Here is a 15,523-nt window from a genome sequence, read left to right as displayed (position 1 = left end):
CGCATTCTCATCGGCTCGCGCCGTCCTGGCAGGTGCGCCGCCACGTCCACCGGACCCCTGCTGCGCCACGGCGGCGATCCCGGCTTCGGGACCCGCACGCCGCCCGCCGCCGGGCCGCGCCGCCGCCCGATTCCGGGCAACGAAAAAGGCCCGGGGCGCACCCACAGGGCGTTCCCCAGGCCTTGCCTCCCCTCAGGCGGAGCGCTGCCCTGTCATCGCACGGTGGCGATCGGGCGGCGTCCTCGGGGAGTGACAATCCTGTGATCGTGGTCGATCGGCGCACAGCATAGCACCTCCCCGGCCGAGGGGAAGCCGGCCTGCTGCCGGACGGCGCCGCCCCGGCCGGGGCGCCGATGCTAGGTTCGAGGCCGACACGGGGTGCCCGCCGCGTCCGGAGCGCGGGCTGAGATGAGACCCGTCGCACCTGATCGAGCTCGCACTCGCGGAGGGATGTCACCCATGAGCCCTGTCCTGCACGAGCCGACCGGCCGCCCCGGCCCGACGGACGCGCCCCGGATCCCGAACGTCCTCACGATCGCCGGGACGGATCCCAGCGGCGGGGCGGGGATCCAGGCGGACCTGAAGACCTTCTCCGCCCTCGGCGCCTACGGGATGAGCGCGGTCACCGCCGTGGTCGCGCAGAACACCCGAGGAGTCCAGGACGTGCTGGTCCTCGAGCCCGAGTTCGTCGCCGCCCAGATCCGCTCCGTGATCGACGACGTGCGCGTCGATGCGATCAAGCTGGGCATGCTCGCCACCGCCCCGATCGCCGCCGCGGTGGCCGATGTCCTGGCGGAGATCCCCGAGGTGCCGCTGGTGATCGACCCGGTGATGGTGGCCAAGAGCGGCGACCGCCTGATCAGCGACGAGACCGTCGCCGTGGTCCGGGACCGACTGGTCCCCCGCGCCGCGCTCATCACCCCGAACCTGCCCGAGGCCGCCGTGCTGCTGGGCGCCGCCCCCGACCTGGGGGCCTGGGCGGTGGCGGACGGCGCGGATGCCGATCGCGCACCCGTCCGGGCCGGGACGGGCACCCCGGCGACCGGGCCGGCAGAGGCCGAGGCGGCCGATGGGAGCGCCGGGGGCACCGGGGGCACGGCGCGGGAGGCGGATTCCCTCGCGCGGATGCGGGAGCAGGTGCCGGACCTGCTGGCCCTCGGGTCGGCGTGGGTGCTGCTCAAGGGCGGCCATCTGGTCGGGGAGACCAGCGTGGACCTGCTGGCTGGGGCCGCGGCCGCGGACGATGCCGTGCTCGAGCTGCCGGCCCGGCGCATCGCGACCCGCAACACCCACGGCACCGGGTGCACGCTCTCCGCCGCCGTCGCGGCGCTGCTGCCGCGTCACGGGATGGTCGAGGCGGTGCGGCAGGCCAAGGACTATCTCACCGGCGCGCTCGCGCACGCGGACGAGCTCGCCGTGGGCGGCGGCCACGGCCCCGTCCACCACTTCCACGCCCTGTGGGACAGGCCCGCTCCGCGCCCTTGAGACCCGAGCGAGCTCCCGGGCATCCGAACGGGAACCCTGCGATCCGAGCGGGCGCCCGGGGATCCGAGCGGGCGCCCTGCGATCCGAGCGGGCATCCCACGAGCTGAGCGAGCACGAACGGCGGCCTGAGAGCCTCGAGCCAGGCAATCGCCTGGCTCGCGGCCCTGAGACAGCCATCCGTGCACGCCCTTCGGAGTCCGGCCGCTCGGTCCGGCCGCTCCCGCGGGTCAGGCGATGCCGTCGGCGGCGCGGGCGATGGCGTGGAAGCGGGCGACGTCCAGGGTCTCGCCGCGGGCCCCGGGGTCGACTCCGGCGGCGCGCAGGATCTCCTCGGCGCGCGCGGAGGAGCCCGCCCAGCCGCCGAGGGCCGCGCGGAGTGTCTTGCGCCGCTGGGCGAAGGCCGCATCGACCACGGCGAACACCCGCTCCCGCTCCTCCTCGGTGCCCATCGGCTGCTCGTGGCGGGTCAGCCGCAGCAGGGAGGAGTCGACGTTGGGCACCGGCCAGAACACCTGCCGGGAGATCTGCCCGGCCCGCTCGGTGCGGCCGTACCAGGCGGCCTTGACGCTGGGGGCGCCGTAGATCCGCGAGCCGGGGGACGCGGCGAGGCGGTCCACCACCTCGGACTGGACCATGACGATCGCCTCGCGCAGCTGCGGGAAGCGCTGGAGGAGCGTCAGCAGGATCGGCGTGGCCACGTTGTAGGGCAGGTTCGCCACGAGGATCCGGGGCTCGCCCGCCTCCGGCAGCTCGGGCAGCTCGGTGACGGCGAGGGCGTCGGCGTGCACGAGCCGGTAGCGGTCGGGGGCGATGCCGCGGGCCCGGAGGGTCAGCGGCAGCAGCTGCGCGAGGCCCCGGTCCAGCTCGATGGCGGCGACATCGGCCCCGGCCTCGAGCAGCCCCAGGGTGAGCGAGCCCAGGCCCGGGCCGACCTCGAGCACGGCGCTGCCGGGCCTCACGTCGGCGCGCTCGACGATGGTCCGCACCGTGTTGGGGTCGATGACGAAGTTCTGCCCGCGCTGCTTGGACGGACGGATCCCGGCGGCCTCTGCGAGCTCGCGGATGTCGCGGGCGCTGAGCAGCAGGGAGGGCTCGGCGCCCTCGCGGGGCTGATCGGCGCTCATGCGGCGGGCCAGTCGTAGACGCCGCGGGTGGTCTCGCGGATCCGGCGGCACGCCTGCTCCAGGTCCGTGCCGGTGACCTCCGCGATCGTCGCCATGGTCAGCGGGATCAGATAGGAGGAGTTGGGGCGGCCCCGGTAGGGCACCGGGGTGAGGAACGGGGCGTCGGTCTCGACCATCACGCGGTCCAGCCCCACCTCGGCCAGCGCCTCGCGCAGGCCCTGGGCGTTCTTGAAGGTCACCGTCCCGGCGAAGGAGAGGTAGAAGCCGCGGTCGACGCAGGCGCGCGCGAACTCCGCATCGCCGCTGAAGCAGTGCAGGACGGTGCGCTCGGGGGCGCCGTCCGCGTCGAGGATCTCCAGGACGTCGGCGTGGGCGTCGCGGTCATGGATCTGCAGCGGAAGACCGGTCTCCTTCGCCAGGGCGATGTGGAAGCGGAAGGCGTCGATCTGCGCCTGCCGGGCCTGCTCGTCCTTCCGGGAGGTGCGGAACCAGTCCAGGCCGCTCTCCCCCACCACCACCATGCCGGGGCCGCGGACCAGGGAGTCCACCTCGGCGAGGGCCTCGTCCAGCCCGATCATCTCCTGTCCCTCGTGGCCGTGCCCGCGCGCGTGCAGCGCGGCCTCGTTGGGGTGGATCGCCACGCCGCCGCGCAGGGAGGCGGGGGCGTCCGGGGAGTCGAGCAGCCGGGCGGTCCAGCGCACGGACTCCAGGTCGGAGCCGATGGTGATCATCGCGTCGACGCCGACGGCCGCCGCCCGGGCGATGTGCTCGGGGACCGTGAGGTGGTCCTCGCCGTCGGCGAAGTCGAGGTGGCAGTGGTTGTCGATCACCGGGGACGGCAGGGGGTCCGGGGCGGGCGGCCAGGAGCGGTCGCGGGAGCTGGACCGGGGGTCGAGCTGCTCGCGGTGGTGCACCGGGGCCGGGGCGCCGGCGGCGTCGGTCTTCGCGGAGGGCATGGCACCATCGTAGGAGGCGCGGGCCGTGGGCTCCGCGCCCTCTCGCATCGGCCCGGGAGCGAGCAGGGTCACAGGTCCGGTGGTCGATGTCACGGCCTCTGCGGCGGAATCCTCCCTGCGCATGTGGCAGGATGGTCCTTCGTTGCGTGTCCTTCCGCGCACCTGCCGCTCCGTCCCGGAGCAGCCGGTCGCCGCCTCGGAGGGATCCGTCATCCGATCATTCTTTCGGACCGTCCCAAGGAGCGTCCCATGGCAGTGCCCAAGTTCAAGATGTCCCGGGCTCGCACCCGGTCCCGCCGCTCGCAGTGGAAGGCGAGCAACGCCGACCTCGTGCAGGTGACGGTCCGCGGCCGCAGCGCCGCTGTGCCGCGCCGCCTCGCGAAGGCGTACCAGCGCGGACTGCTGCAGATCGAGGACTGATTCCTCGCGCCTGCGCGCAGCATCGACGTTCGAAGGGCCCCGGTGGGAACCGGGGCCCTTCGTCATGCCCGAGGCCGGATCGTCCTGTCCGATGCCGGTTCGGCCCGGCGCCGCCCCGGGCGGCTCCTCAGCTCCGGCGGTGCTCGAGCGCCCGGTCGTAGAGCTCGCGGCTGCTGACGCCGGCGACCCCCTCGGCGACCGCCTTGGCGGCGTCCTTGAGCCGCTCCCCCGCCTCGGCGCGCGCGAGGACCTGCTCGAGCAGCTCCTCCGGGGAGGCCGCGACCGTCGACGCCCCGCCGACGAGCAGCACGATCTCGCCGAGCACCTCGGTCCCGGCGGCCCAGTCGGCGAGCTCGGCGAGGGTGCCGCGCCGCACCTCCTCGTAGGTCTTGGTCAGCTCGCGGGCGACGGCCGCGGGACGCTGCGGCCCGAACTCGTCGCGCATCACCGCGAGGGTCGCGGCGGTGCGCCGCGGGGACTCGAAGAACACCAGCGTGCGGTCCTCGCGGGCCAGCCGGGAGAACACCCGGGCGCGCTGGCCGTCGCGGCGCGGCGGGAAGCCCTCGAAGGCGAAGCGGTCCGGGGCCAGCCCCGAGGCCGCGAGCGCGGTGAGCACGGCCGAGGGGCCGGGGATCACCGTCACCGGCAGCCCCTCCTCGATCGCGGCGCGCACCGCCCGGTAGCCGGGATCGGAGACCACGGGCATCCCGGCATCGGTCACCAGCAGCACCCGTCGGCCGTCGCGGAGCGCCTCCAGCAGCGCCGGCGTGCGCTCCCGCTCGGTGTGCTCGTGGTAGGCGATCACCTGGGCGGTGATCGTGACCTCCAGGTCCGCGGCGAGACGGGCGAGGCGGCGGGTGTCCTCCGCGGCGATCACCTCGGCCTGCTCGAGGGCCCGCACCAGGCGCACCGAGGCGTCCAGAGGGTTGCCGATGGGCGTCGCGGCGAGGGTCAGCGTTCCGGGCTCGAGCATGCCTGCCATCGTAGGCTCCCGGGGACGATGACCTAGCATGACCGGGTGCCCACGCAGGAGATGACGTCCCCGAGCGACTCCCGACCGGAGGCCGATCCGGCATCCACCCGCAGCGCCCTCGAGCGCCTGCTGCACGCCGCCCCGATGCCCGCCTCCCGCGCCGCCTGGGCGGCGGCCCTGGCCCTCTTCGCGCTCGCCCTGGTGCTGCGGCTGTGGGGTCTGGGGTCGATCCATGAGCTGATCTTCGATGAGACGTACTACGTCAAGGACGGCTACACGCTGGTCCACAACGGCGTCGAGATGAACTGGCCCGACGACCCCGATGCCGCCTTCGAGGCCGGCGACGTCGACTCCTACGAGGACTCCGGGGCGTACGTCGTCCACCCCAGCGTGGGCAAGTGGGTGATCGGCCTGGGCATGCTGGCCCTGGGCGGGGACAACCCCTGGGGGTGGCGGATCTCCGTGGCGCTGCTGGGCGCCCTGTCGGTGCTGATGCTGGCGCGCATCGGCCGCCGCCTGTTCCGCTCCACGGGGCTGGGGCTGATCGCCGGGGGCCTGCTCGCGATCGACGGGCTGCACCTGACGCATTCGCGCACCAGCCTGCTGGACCTGGTCCTGATGTTCTTCGTGCTCGCCGCCTTCGGGGCGCTGCTCATCGACCGCGACCAGTTCCGGCAGCGGCTGGCGGAGGCCACCGCCCGGGTCATCACCACCGGGGAGCGCCTGTCGCCCTGGGGGGCGGCCGGCGGCTGGAGGCCCTGGCGGCTCAGCGCGGGCGTCCTGCTGGGCCTGGCCTGCTCGGTCAAGTGGTCCGGCCTCTACGTGCTGGCGGTCTTCGGGATCATGACGGTGCTTTGGGACTGGTGGGCGCGACGGCGGGTGCGCGAGAAGCGCTGGCTGGTGGGCGGGCTGGTCCGCGACGCGATCCCGGCGTTCTTCGCCATGGTCGGCACCGCGCTGGTGACCTACGTGGCCAGCTGGGCGGGCTGGTTCGCGAGCGACAAGGGCTATTTCCGGCACTGGGCGGAGGAGAACGGCCACGCCGGCGGCTCCCCGATCCTGAACGCCCTGCGCTCCCTGTGGCACTACCACCAGGAGGCGTACGCCTTCCATGTGGGGCTGGACTCCGAGCACACCTACCAGGCGAGCCCCTTCGGCTGGCTGCTGCAGATCCGCCCCACGAACTTCTACTACCGCTCCTACGACTACGGGGAGGCGGGCTGCCAGGTCGCCAAGTGCGGCGCGCAGATCCTCTCGGTCGGCAACCCGCTGATCTGGTGGCTCGGCGCGATCGCCGTGCTGGTCGCCGTGGTGCTGGGCCTGGTGTGGCGCGACGGCCGGGCGTGGGCGGCGCTGAGCGGGATCATCGGCGGCTACCTGCCCTGGTTCCTGTACCTGGACCGCACCATCTTCACGTTTTACGCGGTCGTCTTCGAGCCGTGGCTGATCCTGTGCCTGGTCTACGTGATGGGCCTGATCATCGGCCCGCGGGACGGGGACCGCGAGCGGCGCCTGGCGGGGACCCTCTTCGTGGGCTCCGTGCTGACGCTGATCGTGCTGGTCTCGGCGTTCTTCTGGCCGATCTGGACGGGGCAGACGATCCCGCTGGAGCAGTGGCGCTGGCGCATGTGGCTGCCCAGCTGGCCGTGATCCCTCGGACCCCGCCCGTCCGGGCACGTCCGGGGCCGCCCGGCATGCCGGGCGTGAGCCGTGGCACATCCCGCCCCCGCCGGGCCCCTATGATGACGCCATGGCACCGGCATCCACCGCTCTGCGGCCCGAGACGCTGCGGGATCTGGCCCGCGACCTCGGCATCGGCACCGACCACTGGGGCTACGACGGGACGCTCAGGCAGGTTCCCGATGCCACGCTCCTCGCGGTGATCCGCGCCCTCGGCCACGAGGTCGAGGACGAGGAGGACGCCGCCCGGGTGCGGGAGCGGCGCGAGGATGCGCTGTGGCGGCGCACCCTGCCGCCGGTGACGGTCCTGCGCGAGGACGAGCAGCGGACGGTGGCCGTGCACGTCCCCCACGGCCGGGGCGTGGACCTGTCGGTGCAGCTCGAGGACGGCACCGTCCGTGCCCTGGCCCAGGTCGAGGACAACACCCCGCCGCGCGAGGTCGACGGCTCCCTGCGCGGTCGTGCCCGCTTCCAGGTCCCGGAGGGGCTGCCGCTGGGCTGGCACGTCCTCCTGGCCGATGTGCAGGGCGAGATCACCACCGCCGACCTCGTGGTCACCCCGACCCGGCTGCACGCGCACGAGCGCCTGGGGGCGCGACGCGCCGTCGGCGTCCAGGCCCAGCTGTACTCCGTCCGCTCCGCGCGCAGCTGGGGCATCGGCGACCTGGGCGACATGCGGGATCTCGCCGCGATCCTCGGCGCCCGCCATGGTGCGGACTTCCTGCTGGTCAACCCCCTGCATGCCTCCGAGCCGCTGCCGCCGATGGAGCCCAGCCCGTATCTCCCCGTCACCCGGCGCTTCACCTCGGCGCTCTACGTGCGGATCGAGGACGTCCCCGAGTACTCCCTGCTGCCCGAGTTCGCCCGCCAGCGCCTGGCCCTGCTGCAGGGCGAGGTCGCGCCGTGGAACGACCGGGCCGATCGTCTCGAGCGCGATGCGGTGCTCCAGCGCAAGATGACGGCGCTCGAGGAGCTGTTCGCGGTGCCTCGCAGCGCCGGCCGGCAGGCCCTGTTCGACGCGTTCCGGGAGCGGGAGGGCCAGGGCCTGGCCGACTTCGCGCTGTGGTGCGCCCTGCGGGAACGGCGCGCGCCCGCCGATCCTCCGCTGGCGGGCCGGGACTCCGACGAGGTCTCCGCCGCGCAGGCGGACTTCGCCGAGCGCGTCGCGCTGCACGAGTGGATCCAGTTCGTGCTGGACGAGCAGCTGGCCGGCGCGCAGTCCGCGGCGCTCGATGCCGGGATGCGGGTGGGGATCATGCACGACCTCGCCGTCGGCGTCACCGAGGACGGCGCCGACGCCTGGCGCCTGGGCGACGTCCTGGCCCGGGGCGTCGCCGTGGGCGCCCCCGCGGACCAGTACAACCAGCTGGGGCAGAACTGGCATCAGCCGCCGTGGCTGCCCGAGGGGCTGGTCGCCGACTCCTACCGGCCCTGGCGCGACATGCTGCGCTCCCTGATGCGCCACGCCGGGGCCCTGCGGATCGACCACGTGCTGGGCCTGTTCCGCCTGTGGTGGATCCCCGAGGGCAACGCGGCCTCGGACGGCGCCTACGTCCACTACGACCACGAGGCGATGATCGGGATCCTCGCGCTGGAGGCGCAGCGCTCGGGGACCATCGTCATCGGCGAGGACCTGGGCACCTTCGAGCCGTGGGTGCGCGACTATCTCACCTCCCGCGGGATCCTGGGCACCTCGATCCTCTGGTTCGAGACGCAGGGCGACGGCTCCCCCGTGCCCCCGCCCTCCTACCGCAGCCTGTGCCTGGCCTCGGTGAACACCCACGACCTGCCGCCGACGGCCGGCTACCTCGCCGGCGACCACGTGGCGCTGCGCCACGAGCTGGGCCTGCTCGAGCAGCCCCTCGAGCAGGAGCTGGCCGAGGACTCCGCCGCGCGCGCCCACTACCTGGCGGAGCTGCGGATGCAGGGCCTGCTGGGCGAGGACCCCTCGGTCGAGGAGACGATCATCGCCCTGCACCGGTATCTCGCGAGCGCCCCCTCGCTGCTGCTGGGGGTGTCCCTCGTGGACTGCGTCGGCGAGCGGCGCATCCAGAACCAGCCGGGCACCGACGAGGAGTACCCGAACTGGCGCATCCCCCTGGCCGATGCCGAGGGCCGTGTCGTCACCGTCGACGACATCGCCTCCGATGCCCGCACGGGCCGTCTGCTGGGCGCCATGCGCGAGGCCGTCCGCGGCTACTGAGCCGACGGCCCGCCGACGGGCCGCCGACGGGCCGCCGGCGGGCGGGAGACGGGCCCGAGGCGCCCGGCGCGCTCCGGGGCCCGGGGCGCAGGGAGCATCGGCAGCCGATCGACGGCGCCGGATGCTCCCCGCGCGCCGCGGCGTCAGACGCCGACGTCCTCCCACTCGTCCCGGCGGTCCAGGAACGCCCGGGCCGCGGTCTGCGCGCCCTCGAGGGTGTGGTGGGCTCCCCAGCCGCACTGGACCTCGTTGGCGGCAGGGACCTCGGTCGCCGCGAGCAGGTCGCGCAGGGTCGCCTCGAGCACCGGCGCGAACTGCGCCGGCGTGTGATCGCCCGAGAGCAGGGCGTAGAACCCGGTGCGGCAGCCCATCGGGGAGACGTCGATGACGTCCCCGGTGTGCTCGCGCATGTGCTCGGCCAGCAGGTGCTCGAGGGAGTGCACCGTCTCGGACTCGAGGTGGTCGACGTTGGGCTGGGTGAAGCGCACGTCGAACTTGGTGAGCACGTCCCCGCCGGGCAGCACCTTGCGGTCGGCGATGCGGATGTACGGCGCCTTCACGACGCGGTGGTCGAGGTTGAAGCTCTCGACGTTCATGCGCGGCTGCGCGCCCTGCGCGGACTCGGCGTCTGCGGTCTGATCAGGCATGGGGCCTCCTCGGGATCGGCGATGCTCCACGATAGCCTGGGCCGATGAGCTCGCGACGATCCCCCGCGTGGTCCCGCGACTTCCGCCTCCACTTCGCGGCGCGCCTGTTCTCCGTGCTCGGAGCACAGTGCACCTATGTCGCCGTCCCCATCGTCTCGCTGCTGCTCCTGCCGCCGGCCCAGGCCGCGCTCGTGACCGCCTCGTCCTATCTCTCCACGCTCGCCGTCGGCGTGCCGGCGGGGATGCTCGCGGACAGGCTGCCCCGCCGGTCGATCATGATCGGTGCCGAGTCCGTCCAGGCGGCGGCGATGCTCGGGCTCGTGCTCGCCCTCGCCGGAGGCTCGCCCTCGCTCCCCGTGCTCTGCGTGCTCTCCTTCGTCAACGGGTCGATGTTCGCCGTCTTCGGCGCGGCGTCCGCCGCGGCGGTCCCCGATCTCGTGGACCGTACGGCGCTCACGGGCGCGCTCAGCGCCATGCAGGCGCGCGACGCCGTCCTCGGCGTGATCGCCCCGCTGCTCGGCGCGGCGCTGGTCGGCGTCGCCGCCTGGCTGCCGTTCGCCGTGGCCGCGGCGACGTTCACGATCGCGACGCTGCTGCTGGCCCGCATCGGGCGGCCGCTCGCGCCGCCCCCGGATGCTGCGGACGGCGCCGCCGCGGCGCCGCGGCGGTGGACCCACGGCTTCCGGAGCATCATCGCCTCCCCCGTGCTCCGCGGCGTGGTCGCAGGTCAGATGCTGCTGAGCTTCGTGCTCACGGGGACGTTCTTCACGATGATGGCGGTGCTCGCGCAGGACCGGGCGGTGCTGGGCGCCGGGGCTCTCACGGCGCTCATGGGCCTCGGCGTCCTGGCGGGGAGCGCGATCGCGAGAGGGGCCGCCGGTCGCCTCTCCCCGCGCTCCGCGGTCCTCGCGCAGGCGGCTCTCTGGACGCTGTGCCTCGTCGCCCTCGCCGTCTCCCCCACCCTCCTCGTGATGATCCCGGCGATCACGCTCATGTGGGTGATCGTCCCGACGGCCCGGGTCAGCCTCGAGGCGTGGATCGCCGATCACGTGCCGAGCGGCCGGCGGGGACGGCTGCAGTCGGTGCGCGGCGTGCTGAACGCCGTGGCGAGCCCGCTCGGGCCCACCGCGTGCGGGGTCCTCCTCGCCTCCGGCGCGCCGGTGGCGTTCGCCGCTCTCGCCCTCGCCGCGGGGATCGCCGGGGTCGCCGTGCTGGTGTGCGGATCCGGTCGGAGCCGGCGCACCGGGGCGGCGGACGCCTCAGCGCCCTCCCCTGCGGCCGCGGCCGGCGCCGCGGGAGGAGCCGGCGGGCCGGGGCCGGCCGGTCCTCGCCGAGGTCCCTGATCCGCCGGAGCGGCCCGATGCCGATCGGGCGGCGCCCCGGGCCGGCGTCCGGTCCGTGCGCGCGGCGCCGCGGGAGGTGGCCGGGGCCTTCTCGGCGGCATCGTCCGCGCCGCGGCTGGACCGGGCGGTGCGGCCGCGCACGACGCCCACCAGCTCCTGGCGCACGGCGTCGTCCTCCGCGATGGGCCAGGCCAGGGCGATCGTGGTCGGCTCCCCCTCGCGCAGCGGCCGGTGCACGACGTCCTTGCGGTGATGCAGCCGGGCCAGCGACATCGGCATCCGGGCGTGGCCCGCTCCGGTGGCCGCCACGGCCACGCGGTCGGCGGCGTCGTCCCGGTGCGCCGCGGGGATCTCCACGGAATCGGCGAGGTCGGCCTCCGACAGCTCCTCGTGCAGGCTCAGCACGTCCTCGTCGCCGACGACGACCACCTCCCGCTCCTGCCACAGGGGCACCACATGCAGCGGCTCGGGGTCCTCCAGGGGAAGCCGCACGAAGCACATGTCCACCTCGCCGGCGGCGAGCGCCTCGCGCTGGCGGCTCCACGGCACGGGGACCAGCTCGAGCCGGGCGGCGCGGCGCGCATCGCGCCACCGCCGGGCGAAGCGGTCGGGCTCGACCCCGGGGACGAAGCCGACGCGCAGGACAGGGATGCTCATGGCCCCAGGGTACGGGGCCGCTCGGCGTCCTCGAGGATGCGCAGCAGGTCGGCGGCGTAGCGGCGCGGATGCGTCAGGTTCACCATGTGGGTCCCGTAGGGCAGGACGACCAGCCGCCCGTGCGGTGCGGCGCGGGCGAAGGACCGCTCGTGCACGCGCAGCTGATCGGCGCGGCCGTTGAGGATCGTCACGGGCGCGCTGATCCGGGCCAGGTCGCGGCGGAGGTCCAGCGAGGCCACCGCCGCCATCGCCGGGGCGATCACGCGGGCATCGGCCCGGCCCCCGGCCAGGCACGCCTGCGCCCCCTCGGCTCCGAGCACGGCCCGCAGCAGGGCGGAGGTCGCGGCGTCCCCGCCGGGCAGCAGGTCCACGGCCCGCATGCCCAGCCCGTACAGCCGCGCGGCCCGGGGCGTGGCGTCCACGGAGCCGCCGGAGACGACGAGGGAGGCCAGAGCCTCGCGCGGAGGGCCGGCGGGGAGCTCGGCCGCGGCGCGGATGGCGAGCATCGCCCCCAGGGAGCAGCCCACCAGGTGTGCCGTGCCCGTCGCGCTGCGCTCGGCGGCCTGCGCGAGCGCCTGGTCGATCGTGGCGATCGCGGCCTCGAGGGTGAAGTCCTCGTCGCGGCGCGCGCCGTGGCCGGGGAGGTCGGGGGCGAGGACGGTGCGCCCCGCGGCCTCGAGGATCGGCCGCTGCAGGTCCCACTGGGTGCTCGAGGTGCGGGTGCCGTGGATCAGCACCACCGCCGCCGGCGCGCTCGTCCCGGGCCGGGCCTCGTCCCGGGCGCTCGCGCTCATGCGGGCTCGCGCACCGCAGCGGCCGCCTCGCGGAGGACGCGGGTGAAGCGCTTGGGGCGGTTGAGGTTGACGATGTGCCCGGCGTCCTCGAGGATCCGCAGCTCGGCGCGGCCCGCGGCGGCCACGCAGGCGCCCTCGTGGCGGCGGAACGGGTCCGAGGCGCCGTTGACGAAGGTGATGGGCACGTCGATGGCCGCGATGTCGGCGAGCATGTCCATGTCGCCGACCACCCGCACCACGCCGGGCACGACGCCGTGCGCGCGCCCGCCGCCGTAGTAGCGCTGGGCGGCCTTGGGCGAGTTGGCGCGGGCGAAGGCGCGGTGGACGCGGGCGTCGGTGTCCCCGGGCATCCAGTCCTTCATCCGCAGCCACAGCCCGTAGATCCGGGCCAGGGCCGGCCCGGGGACGACGGTGCAGCCCGCCGCGACCAGCGCGGCGATGCGGCCCGGGTTCATGGCGGCCCAGTGGATCGTGAGGTAGCCGCCGAGGGAGAGGCCCACGAGGACGGGCGGCTCGGGGCAGGCGGCGACGGCGGCGTCGATGGTCGCGAAGCTCCCCTCCCGGGTGAAGGTCTCCGCCGTGCGGGTGCCGTGGCCGGGCAGGTTCGGCGCCTCCACGTGATAGCCCTTCCGGCGCAGCCGACGGATCTGCCCCTTCCACATGCTGCGCGAGGAGCGGACGGCATGGACGAGGACGACGCTGCGGGTCATCGCGGGCTGGGCGCCATCGGGCGCGGTCGGTCGGGTCTCCGGGCGAGGACGGCCATGGGGCTGATCCTAGCCATGGCGCGGGCGCTTGCCGCCCAGCTCCCCGGAGCCTTACTATCTGCGTATGCGTGAAGATTCGAAGAAGTGCACCTTCGGCCCGGACAGCCAGTTCGCCGACCTCGCCGCCGAGGTCTTCTCCCTGCTCTCGGACGGGACGCGGGTGCGGATCATCCTCGCCCTGCGCGACGGCGAGCGCTCCGTCAACGACCTCGCCGAGGCGGTCGGGAAGTCCGCCACGACCGTCTCGCAGCACCTGGCGAAGCTGCGCTGGGGGCGGATCGTCCGGACCCGCCAGGAGGGGACCCGGGTCTTCTACAGCCTGGCGGACGAGCACGCCCGCGAGCTCGTGACGCAGGCCGTCTTCCAGGCGCAGCACGCGCTGGACGCCTCCCCCGCTCACCACCGCACGGCCCAGGGCCAGGTCGTGGCCGATGCCCCCGAGGGCCCGGCGGCGGGGTGCCCCGCCGGCGGCCCGGACGCCTCGCGATGACCGCCGTCGCCGCCCCGGAGGCCGCCGCACCGCCGCAGCGCGAGAGCCTGTGGCAGCGCATCGACCGCAGGGACCTCGCCCGCACCCTCGCCGTCGCCGCCTGCGCCCTGCTCGTCGGGCTGGGCCTGACCTGGCCGTGGCCGTCGGTGCCCGTGCTCGCCCTGGCCGGGCTGGTGCTGGGCTGCTGGCCGATCGCCGCCGAGGCCCTCGGGGACCTGCGCGAGCGGCGCATGAGCATGGAGCTGTCCATGCTCATCGCCATCGTCGCCGCCGCCGCGATCGGCGAATGGACCACCGCCCTGCTCATCACGACCTTCGTGCTCGCGGCGGAGATCCTCGAGGACCTCTCCCTGGACCGCGGCCGCGACGCGCTGACGGACCTCATGTCCTTCCTGCCCGAGCAGGTCCAGGTCCGCGAGGACGGAGGCATCACCACCATCCCCCTGGCGGAGGTCGCCGCCGGCCAGACCGTCGTCGTCTCCCCCGGAGGCCGCGTCCCCGTGGACGGCACCGTGCTGGCAGGCACCTCCAGCGCGGACCAGTCGCGGATCACCGGCGAGCCGCTGCCGGTGGACATCGGCCCCGGCGACGCGGTGCATGCGGGCTCGATCAACCAGGTCGGCGCGGTGGAGATCCGGGCCGAGCGCGTCGGGGCGGAGTCCTCCTACGGGCGCATCATCGAGGCCGTCCGGCGCGCGCAGTCCTCCCAGCCGCCCGTGCAGCGGCTCGCGGACCGCCTCGCCGCGGCGCTGGTGTACCTCGCCCTCGGCGGGGCCGCGATCACCTATCTCGTCACCCGCGACCTCACCGCCACGATCTCGGTGGTGGTCGTCGCCGGGGCCTGCGGCATCGCCGCCGGAACCCCCTTGGCGACGCTCGCGGCGATCGCCCGGATCGCCCGCGGCGGCGCCTTCGTCAAGGACGGCGCGCATCTGGAGGCGCTGTCGGGGATCGACACCGTCGTCTTCGACAAGACCGGCACCCTCACCGGGGGCGAGCCGCAGCTGGTCGGCATCCGCCCGGCCGCGGGCCGGGACGAGCGCGAGCTGCTCGAGCTCGCGGCATCGGCCGAGGCGTACTCCGAGCATCCGCTGGCCGCCGCGATCGTCCGCGGGGCGCAGGAGCGCGGGCTGCGTCCCGCGCTCCCGGACTCCTTCACCTACACCCCCGGCCTCGGGGTCACCGCCGAGCTGGGCGGCCGGACCATCACCGCCGGCTCCACGACGCTGGTTCCCGGCCCGGAGGCGGCCGCGCAGGACGCGGCCGCGACCGCCGTGCACGTGGCCGTCGACGGCCGCTTCATCGGCAGCCTGCTGCTGTCCGATGCGGTGCGCGCCGGCGCCCCGGAGGCGATCCGCGCACTGCACCGGATGGGCCTGCGGACCATGATCGTCACCGGGGACCGCGCCGGGACCGCCCGTCCGGTCGCGGCCCAGCTGGGGATCGACGAGGTCCGCGCGGGCCTCCTGCCGGAGGAGAAGCTCGCCTGGATCGACGCCGAGAGGGCGGCCGGTCACCGCCTGGCGATGGTCGGCGACGGCGTCAACGACGCTCCCGCCCTGGCACGGGCCGATGTCGGCATCGCCATGGGCGACGGCACCCAGATCGCGCAGGACAGCGCCGACGTGGTCCTGGTCAGCTCCGACCTCGACGATCTCGTGGGCACGATGAGGGTCGCGCGGCGCGCCCGCCGGATCGTGATGGCGAACTTCGCCGGCACCATCGCCGTCGACCTGCTGGGCATGGCGCTGGCGGCGATGGGGCTGCTCAGCCCGGTGCTGGCCGCCCTCGTGCACGTGGGCAGCGAGACGGCCTTCATCCTGAACTCCGCCCGCCTCATCCCGGGCCGCTCCTCGCGCCGCTGACCGCGCGGCACCGGCCGCCGAGGACCGTGGGGCACCGGCGGCCGAGGGCCGTGGGGCATCGGCCGCCGGTCGCGTGGGATCATGCTGGCCCGAGCAGGATCGAGGCGGAGGGCGCGGAG

General features: G+C 74.8%; 14 protein-coding genes and 1 riboswitch. Of the genes, 7 read left to right on the top strand and 7 right to left on the bottom strand.

The genetic code is table 11. The annotated features are described in order from the left end of the window. Positions 1-364: 364 nt before the first annotated feature. Positions 365-468: riboswitch (TPP riboswitch) on the top strand. Continuing rightward, positions 460-1,485, top strand: a complete 1,026-nt coding sequence (locus ABD234_RS07375; protein ID WP_051486930.1) for a hydroxymethylpyrimidine/phosphomethylpyrimidine kinase — start codon at positions 460-462, stop codon at positions 1,483-1,485. (Overlaps the previous riboswitch by 9 nt.) A gap of 227 nt (positions 1,486-1,712) precedes the next feature. Here the strand turns inward: ABD234_RS07375 and rsmA are convergent, their stop codons facing one another. Then, positions 1,713-2,609 carry a 16S rRNA (adenine(1518)-N(6)/adenine(1519)-N(6))-dimethyltransferase RsmA gene (rsmA, locus tag ABD234_RS07370; RefSeq protein WP_038373176.1) on the bottom strand — a complete coding sequence of 299 codons (897 nt, stop codon included), beginning with the start codon at positions 2,607-2,609 and terminating at the stop codon, positions 1,713-1,715. After that, complete coding sequence (locus ABD234_RS07365; RefSeq protein ID WP_084148548.1) at positions 2,606-3,565, bottom strand: TatD family hydrolase; 960 nt, start codon at positions 3,563-3,565, stop codon at positions 2,606-2,608. Before ABD234_RS07365 ends, rsmA begins: the two co-directional genes overlap by 4 nt. Before the next feature lie 249 nt (positions 3,566-3,814). On the opposite strand from ABD234_RS07365, the gene rpmF reads away from it, so the two are divergent. Beyond that, entirely contained in the window at positions 3,815-3,985 is a 171-nt protein-coding gene (gene rpmF / locus ABD234_RS07360) for a 50S ribosomal protein L32 (protein ID WP_038373177.1), read from the top strand. A 127-nt stretch (positions 3,986-4,112) separates the two neighbouring features. Here the strand turns inward: rpmF and rsmI are convergent, their stop codons facing one another. Then, entirely contained in the window at positions 4,113-4,958 is an 846-nt protein-coding gene (gene rsmI / locus ABD234_RS07355; RefSeq protein WP_198025430.1) for a 16S rRNA (cytidine(1402)-2'-O)-methyltransferase, read from the bottom strand. 45 nt (positions 4,959-5,003) lie between these two features. Here rsmI and ABD234_RS07350 point away from each other — a divergent pair, with 45 nt between their 5' ends. Together ABD234_RS07350 and malQ are read left to right on the top strand one after the other, a co-directional pair. Beyond that, positions 5,004-6,608 carry a dolichyl-phosphate-mannose--protein mannosyltransferase gene (locus ABD234_RS07350; RefSeq protein ID WP_232226412.1) on the top strand — a complete coding sequence of 535 codons (1,605 nt, stop codon included), beginning with the start codon at positions 5,004-5,006 and terminating at the stop codon, positions 6,606-6,608. Positions 6,609-6,708: 100 nt separating this feature from the next. Further along, positions 6,709-8,841, top strand: a complete 2,133-nt coding sequence (gene malQ, locus ABD234_RS07345; protein ID WP_038373181.1) for a 4-alpha-glucanotransferase — start codon at positions 6,709-6,711, stop codon at positions 8,839-8,841. A 143-nt stretch (positions 8,842-8,984) separates the two neighbouring features. Here malQ and ABD234_RS07340 read toward each other — a convergent pair whose 3' ends face one another. After that, a complete protein-coding gene (locus ABD234_RS07340; protein ID WP_051486931.1) occupies positions 8,985-9,488 on the bottom strand; it encodes an S-ribosylhomocysteine lyase in 504 nt (167 codons plus the stop codon). A 44-nt stretch (positions 9,489-9,532) separates the two neighbouring features. Between ABD234_RS07340 and ABD234_RS07335 the strand changes: the two genes are divergently transcribed. Then, a complete protein-coding gene (locus ABD234_RS07335; protein ID WP_038373182.1) occupies positions 9,533-10,831 on the top strand; it encodes an MFS transporter in 1,299 nt (432 codons plus the stop codon). On the opposite strand, the gene ABD234_RS07330 is transcribed toward ABD234_RS07335, so the two are convergent. From ABD234_RS07330 to ABD234_RS07320, 3 genes are read right to left on the bottom strand one after another with little or no spacing between them, the layout of a single operon-like run. Continuing rightward, positions 10,748-11,488 (bottom strand): LysR substrate-binding domain-containing protein, encoded by a 741-nt coding sequence (locus ABD234_RS07330; protein WP_084148538.1) that lies wholly within the window; start codon positions 11,486-11,488, stop codon positions 10,748-10,750. The two genes, ABD234_RS07335 and ABD234_RS07330, sit on opposite strands and share 84 nt — an antisense overlap. Further along, positions 11,485-12,282, bottom strand: a complete 798-nt coding sequence (locus ABD234_RS07325) for an alpha/beta fold hydrolase (protein WP_051486932.1) — start codon at positions 12,280-12,282, stop codon at positions 11,485-11,487. The genes ABD234_RS07330 and ABD234_RS07325 overlap by 4 nt, the downstream gene beginning before the upstream one ends. Beyond that, positions 12,279-12,992 carry an alpha/beta fold hydrolase gene (locus tag ABD234_RS07320; protein WP_038373184.1) on the bottom strand — a complete coding sequence of 238 codons (714 nt, stop codon included), beginning with the start codon at positions 12,990-12,992 and terminating at the stop codon, positions 12,279-12,281. Before ABD234_RS07320 ends, ABD234_RS07325 begins: the two co-directional genes overlap by 4 nt. Positions 12,993-13,113: 121 nt before the next feature. Here ABD234_RS07320 and ABD234_RS07315 point away from each other — a divergent pair, with 121 nt between their 5' ends. Both ABD234_RS07315 and ABD234_RS07310 read left to right on the top strand, forming a co-directional pair. Further along, complete coding sequence (locus tag ABD234_RS07315; protein ID WP_051486933.1) at positions 13,114-13,539, top strand: ArsR/SmtB family transcription factor; 426 nt, start codon at positions 13,114-13,116, stop codon at positions 13,537-13,539. Then, on the top strand, positions 13,536-15,404 hold the full coding sequence (locus tag ABD234_RS07310) for a heavy metal translocating P-type ATPase (RefSeq protein WP_051486953.1): 1,869 nt from the start codon (positions 13,536-13,538) through the stop codon (positions 15,402-15,404). Before ABD234_RS07315 ends, ABD234_RS07310 begins: the two co-directional genes overlap by 4 nt. Positions 15,405-15,523 lie beyond the last annotated feature (119 nt).

The organism is Brachybacterium phenoliresistens, from assembly GCF_039530785.1.
Lineage (GTDB): Bacteria > Actinomycetota > Actinomycetes > Actinomycetales > Dermabacteraceae > Brachybacterium > Brachybacterium phenoliresistens.
The sequence above is the reverse complement of the archived record's forward strand: the minus strand, read 5'-3'. Positions and strand labels throughout refer to the sequence as shown.

Bases quoted from the DNA above. Each gene is read 5' to 3' on its own strand.
- ABD234_RS07325 (WP_051486932.1), bottom strand. From the start codon at position 12,282: ATGAGCGCGAGCGCCCGGGACGAGGCCCGGCCCGGGACGAGCGCGCCG.
- ABD234_RS07315 (WP_051486933.1), top strand. From the start codon at position 13,114: ATGCGTGAAGATTCGAAGAAGTGCACCTTCGGCCCGGACAGCCAGTTC.
- rsmI (WP_198025430.1), bottom strand. From the start codon at position 4,958: ATGCTCGAGCCCGGAACGCTGACCCTCGCCGCGACGCCCATCGGCAAC.
- malQ (WP_038373181.1), top strand. From the start codon at position 6,709: ATGGCACCGGCATCCACCGCTCTGCGGCCCGAGACGCTGCGGGATCTG.
- rsmA (WP_038373176.1), bottom strand. From the start codon at position 2,609: ATGAGCGCCGATCAGCCCCGCGAGGGCGCCGAGCCCTCCCTGCTGCTC.
- ABD234_RS07310 (WP_051486953.1), top strand. From the start codon at position 13,536: ATGACCGCCGTCGCCGCCCCGGAGGCCGCCGCACCGCCGCAGCGCGAG.
- ABD234_RS07335 (WP_038373182.1), top strand. From the start codon at position 9,533: ATGAGCTCGCGACGATCCCCCGCGTGGTCCCGCGACTTCCGCCTCCAC.
- ABD234_RS07340 (WP_051486931.1), bottom strand. From the start codon at position 9,488: ATGCCTGATCAGACCGCAGACGCCGAGTCCGCGCAGGGCGCGCAGCCG.
- ABD234_RS07375 (WP_051486930.1), top strand. From the start codon at position 460: ATGAGCCCTGTCCTGCACGAGCCGACCGGCCGCCCCGGCCCGACGGAC.
- ABD234_RS07330 (WP_084148538.1), bottom strand. From the start codon at position 11,488: ATGAGCATCCCTGTCCTGCGCGTCGGCTTCGTCCCCGGGGTCGAGCCC.
- ABD234_RS07365 (WP_084148548.1), bottom strand. From the start codon at position 3,565: ATGCCCTCCGCGAAGACCGACGCCGCCGGCGCCCCGGCCCCGGTGCAC.
- ABD234_RS07320 (WP_038373184.1), bottom strand. From the start codon at position 12,992: ATGACCCGCAGCGTCGTCCTCGTCCATGCCGTCCGCTCCTCGCGCAGC.
- rpmF (WP_038373177.1), top strand. From the start codon at position 3,815: ATGGCAGTGCCCAAGTTCAAGATGTCCCGGGCTCGCACCCGGTCCCGC.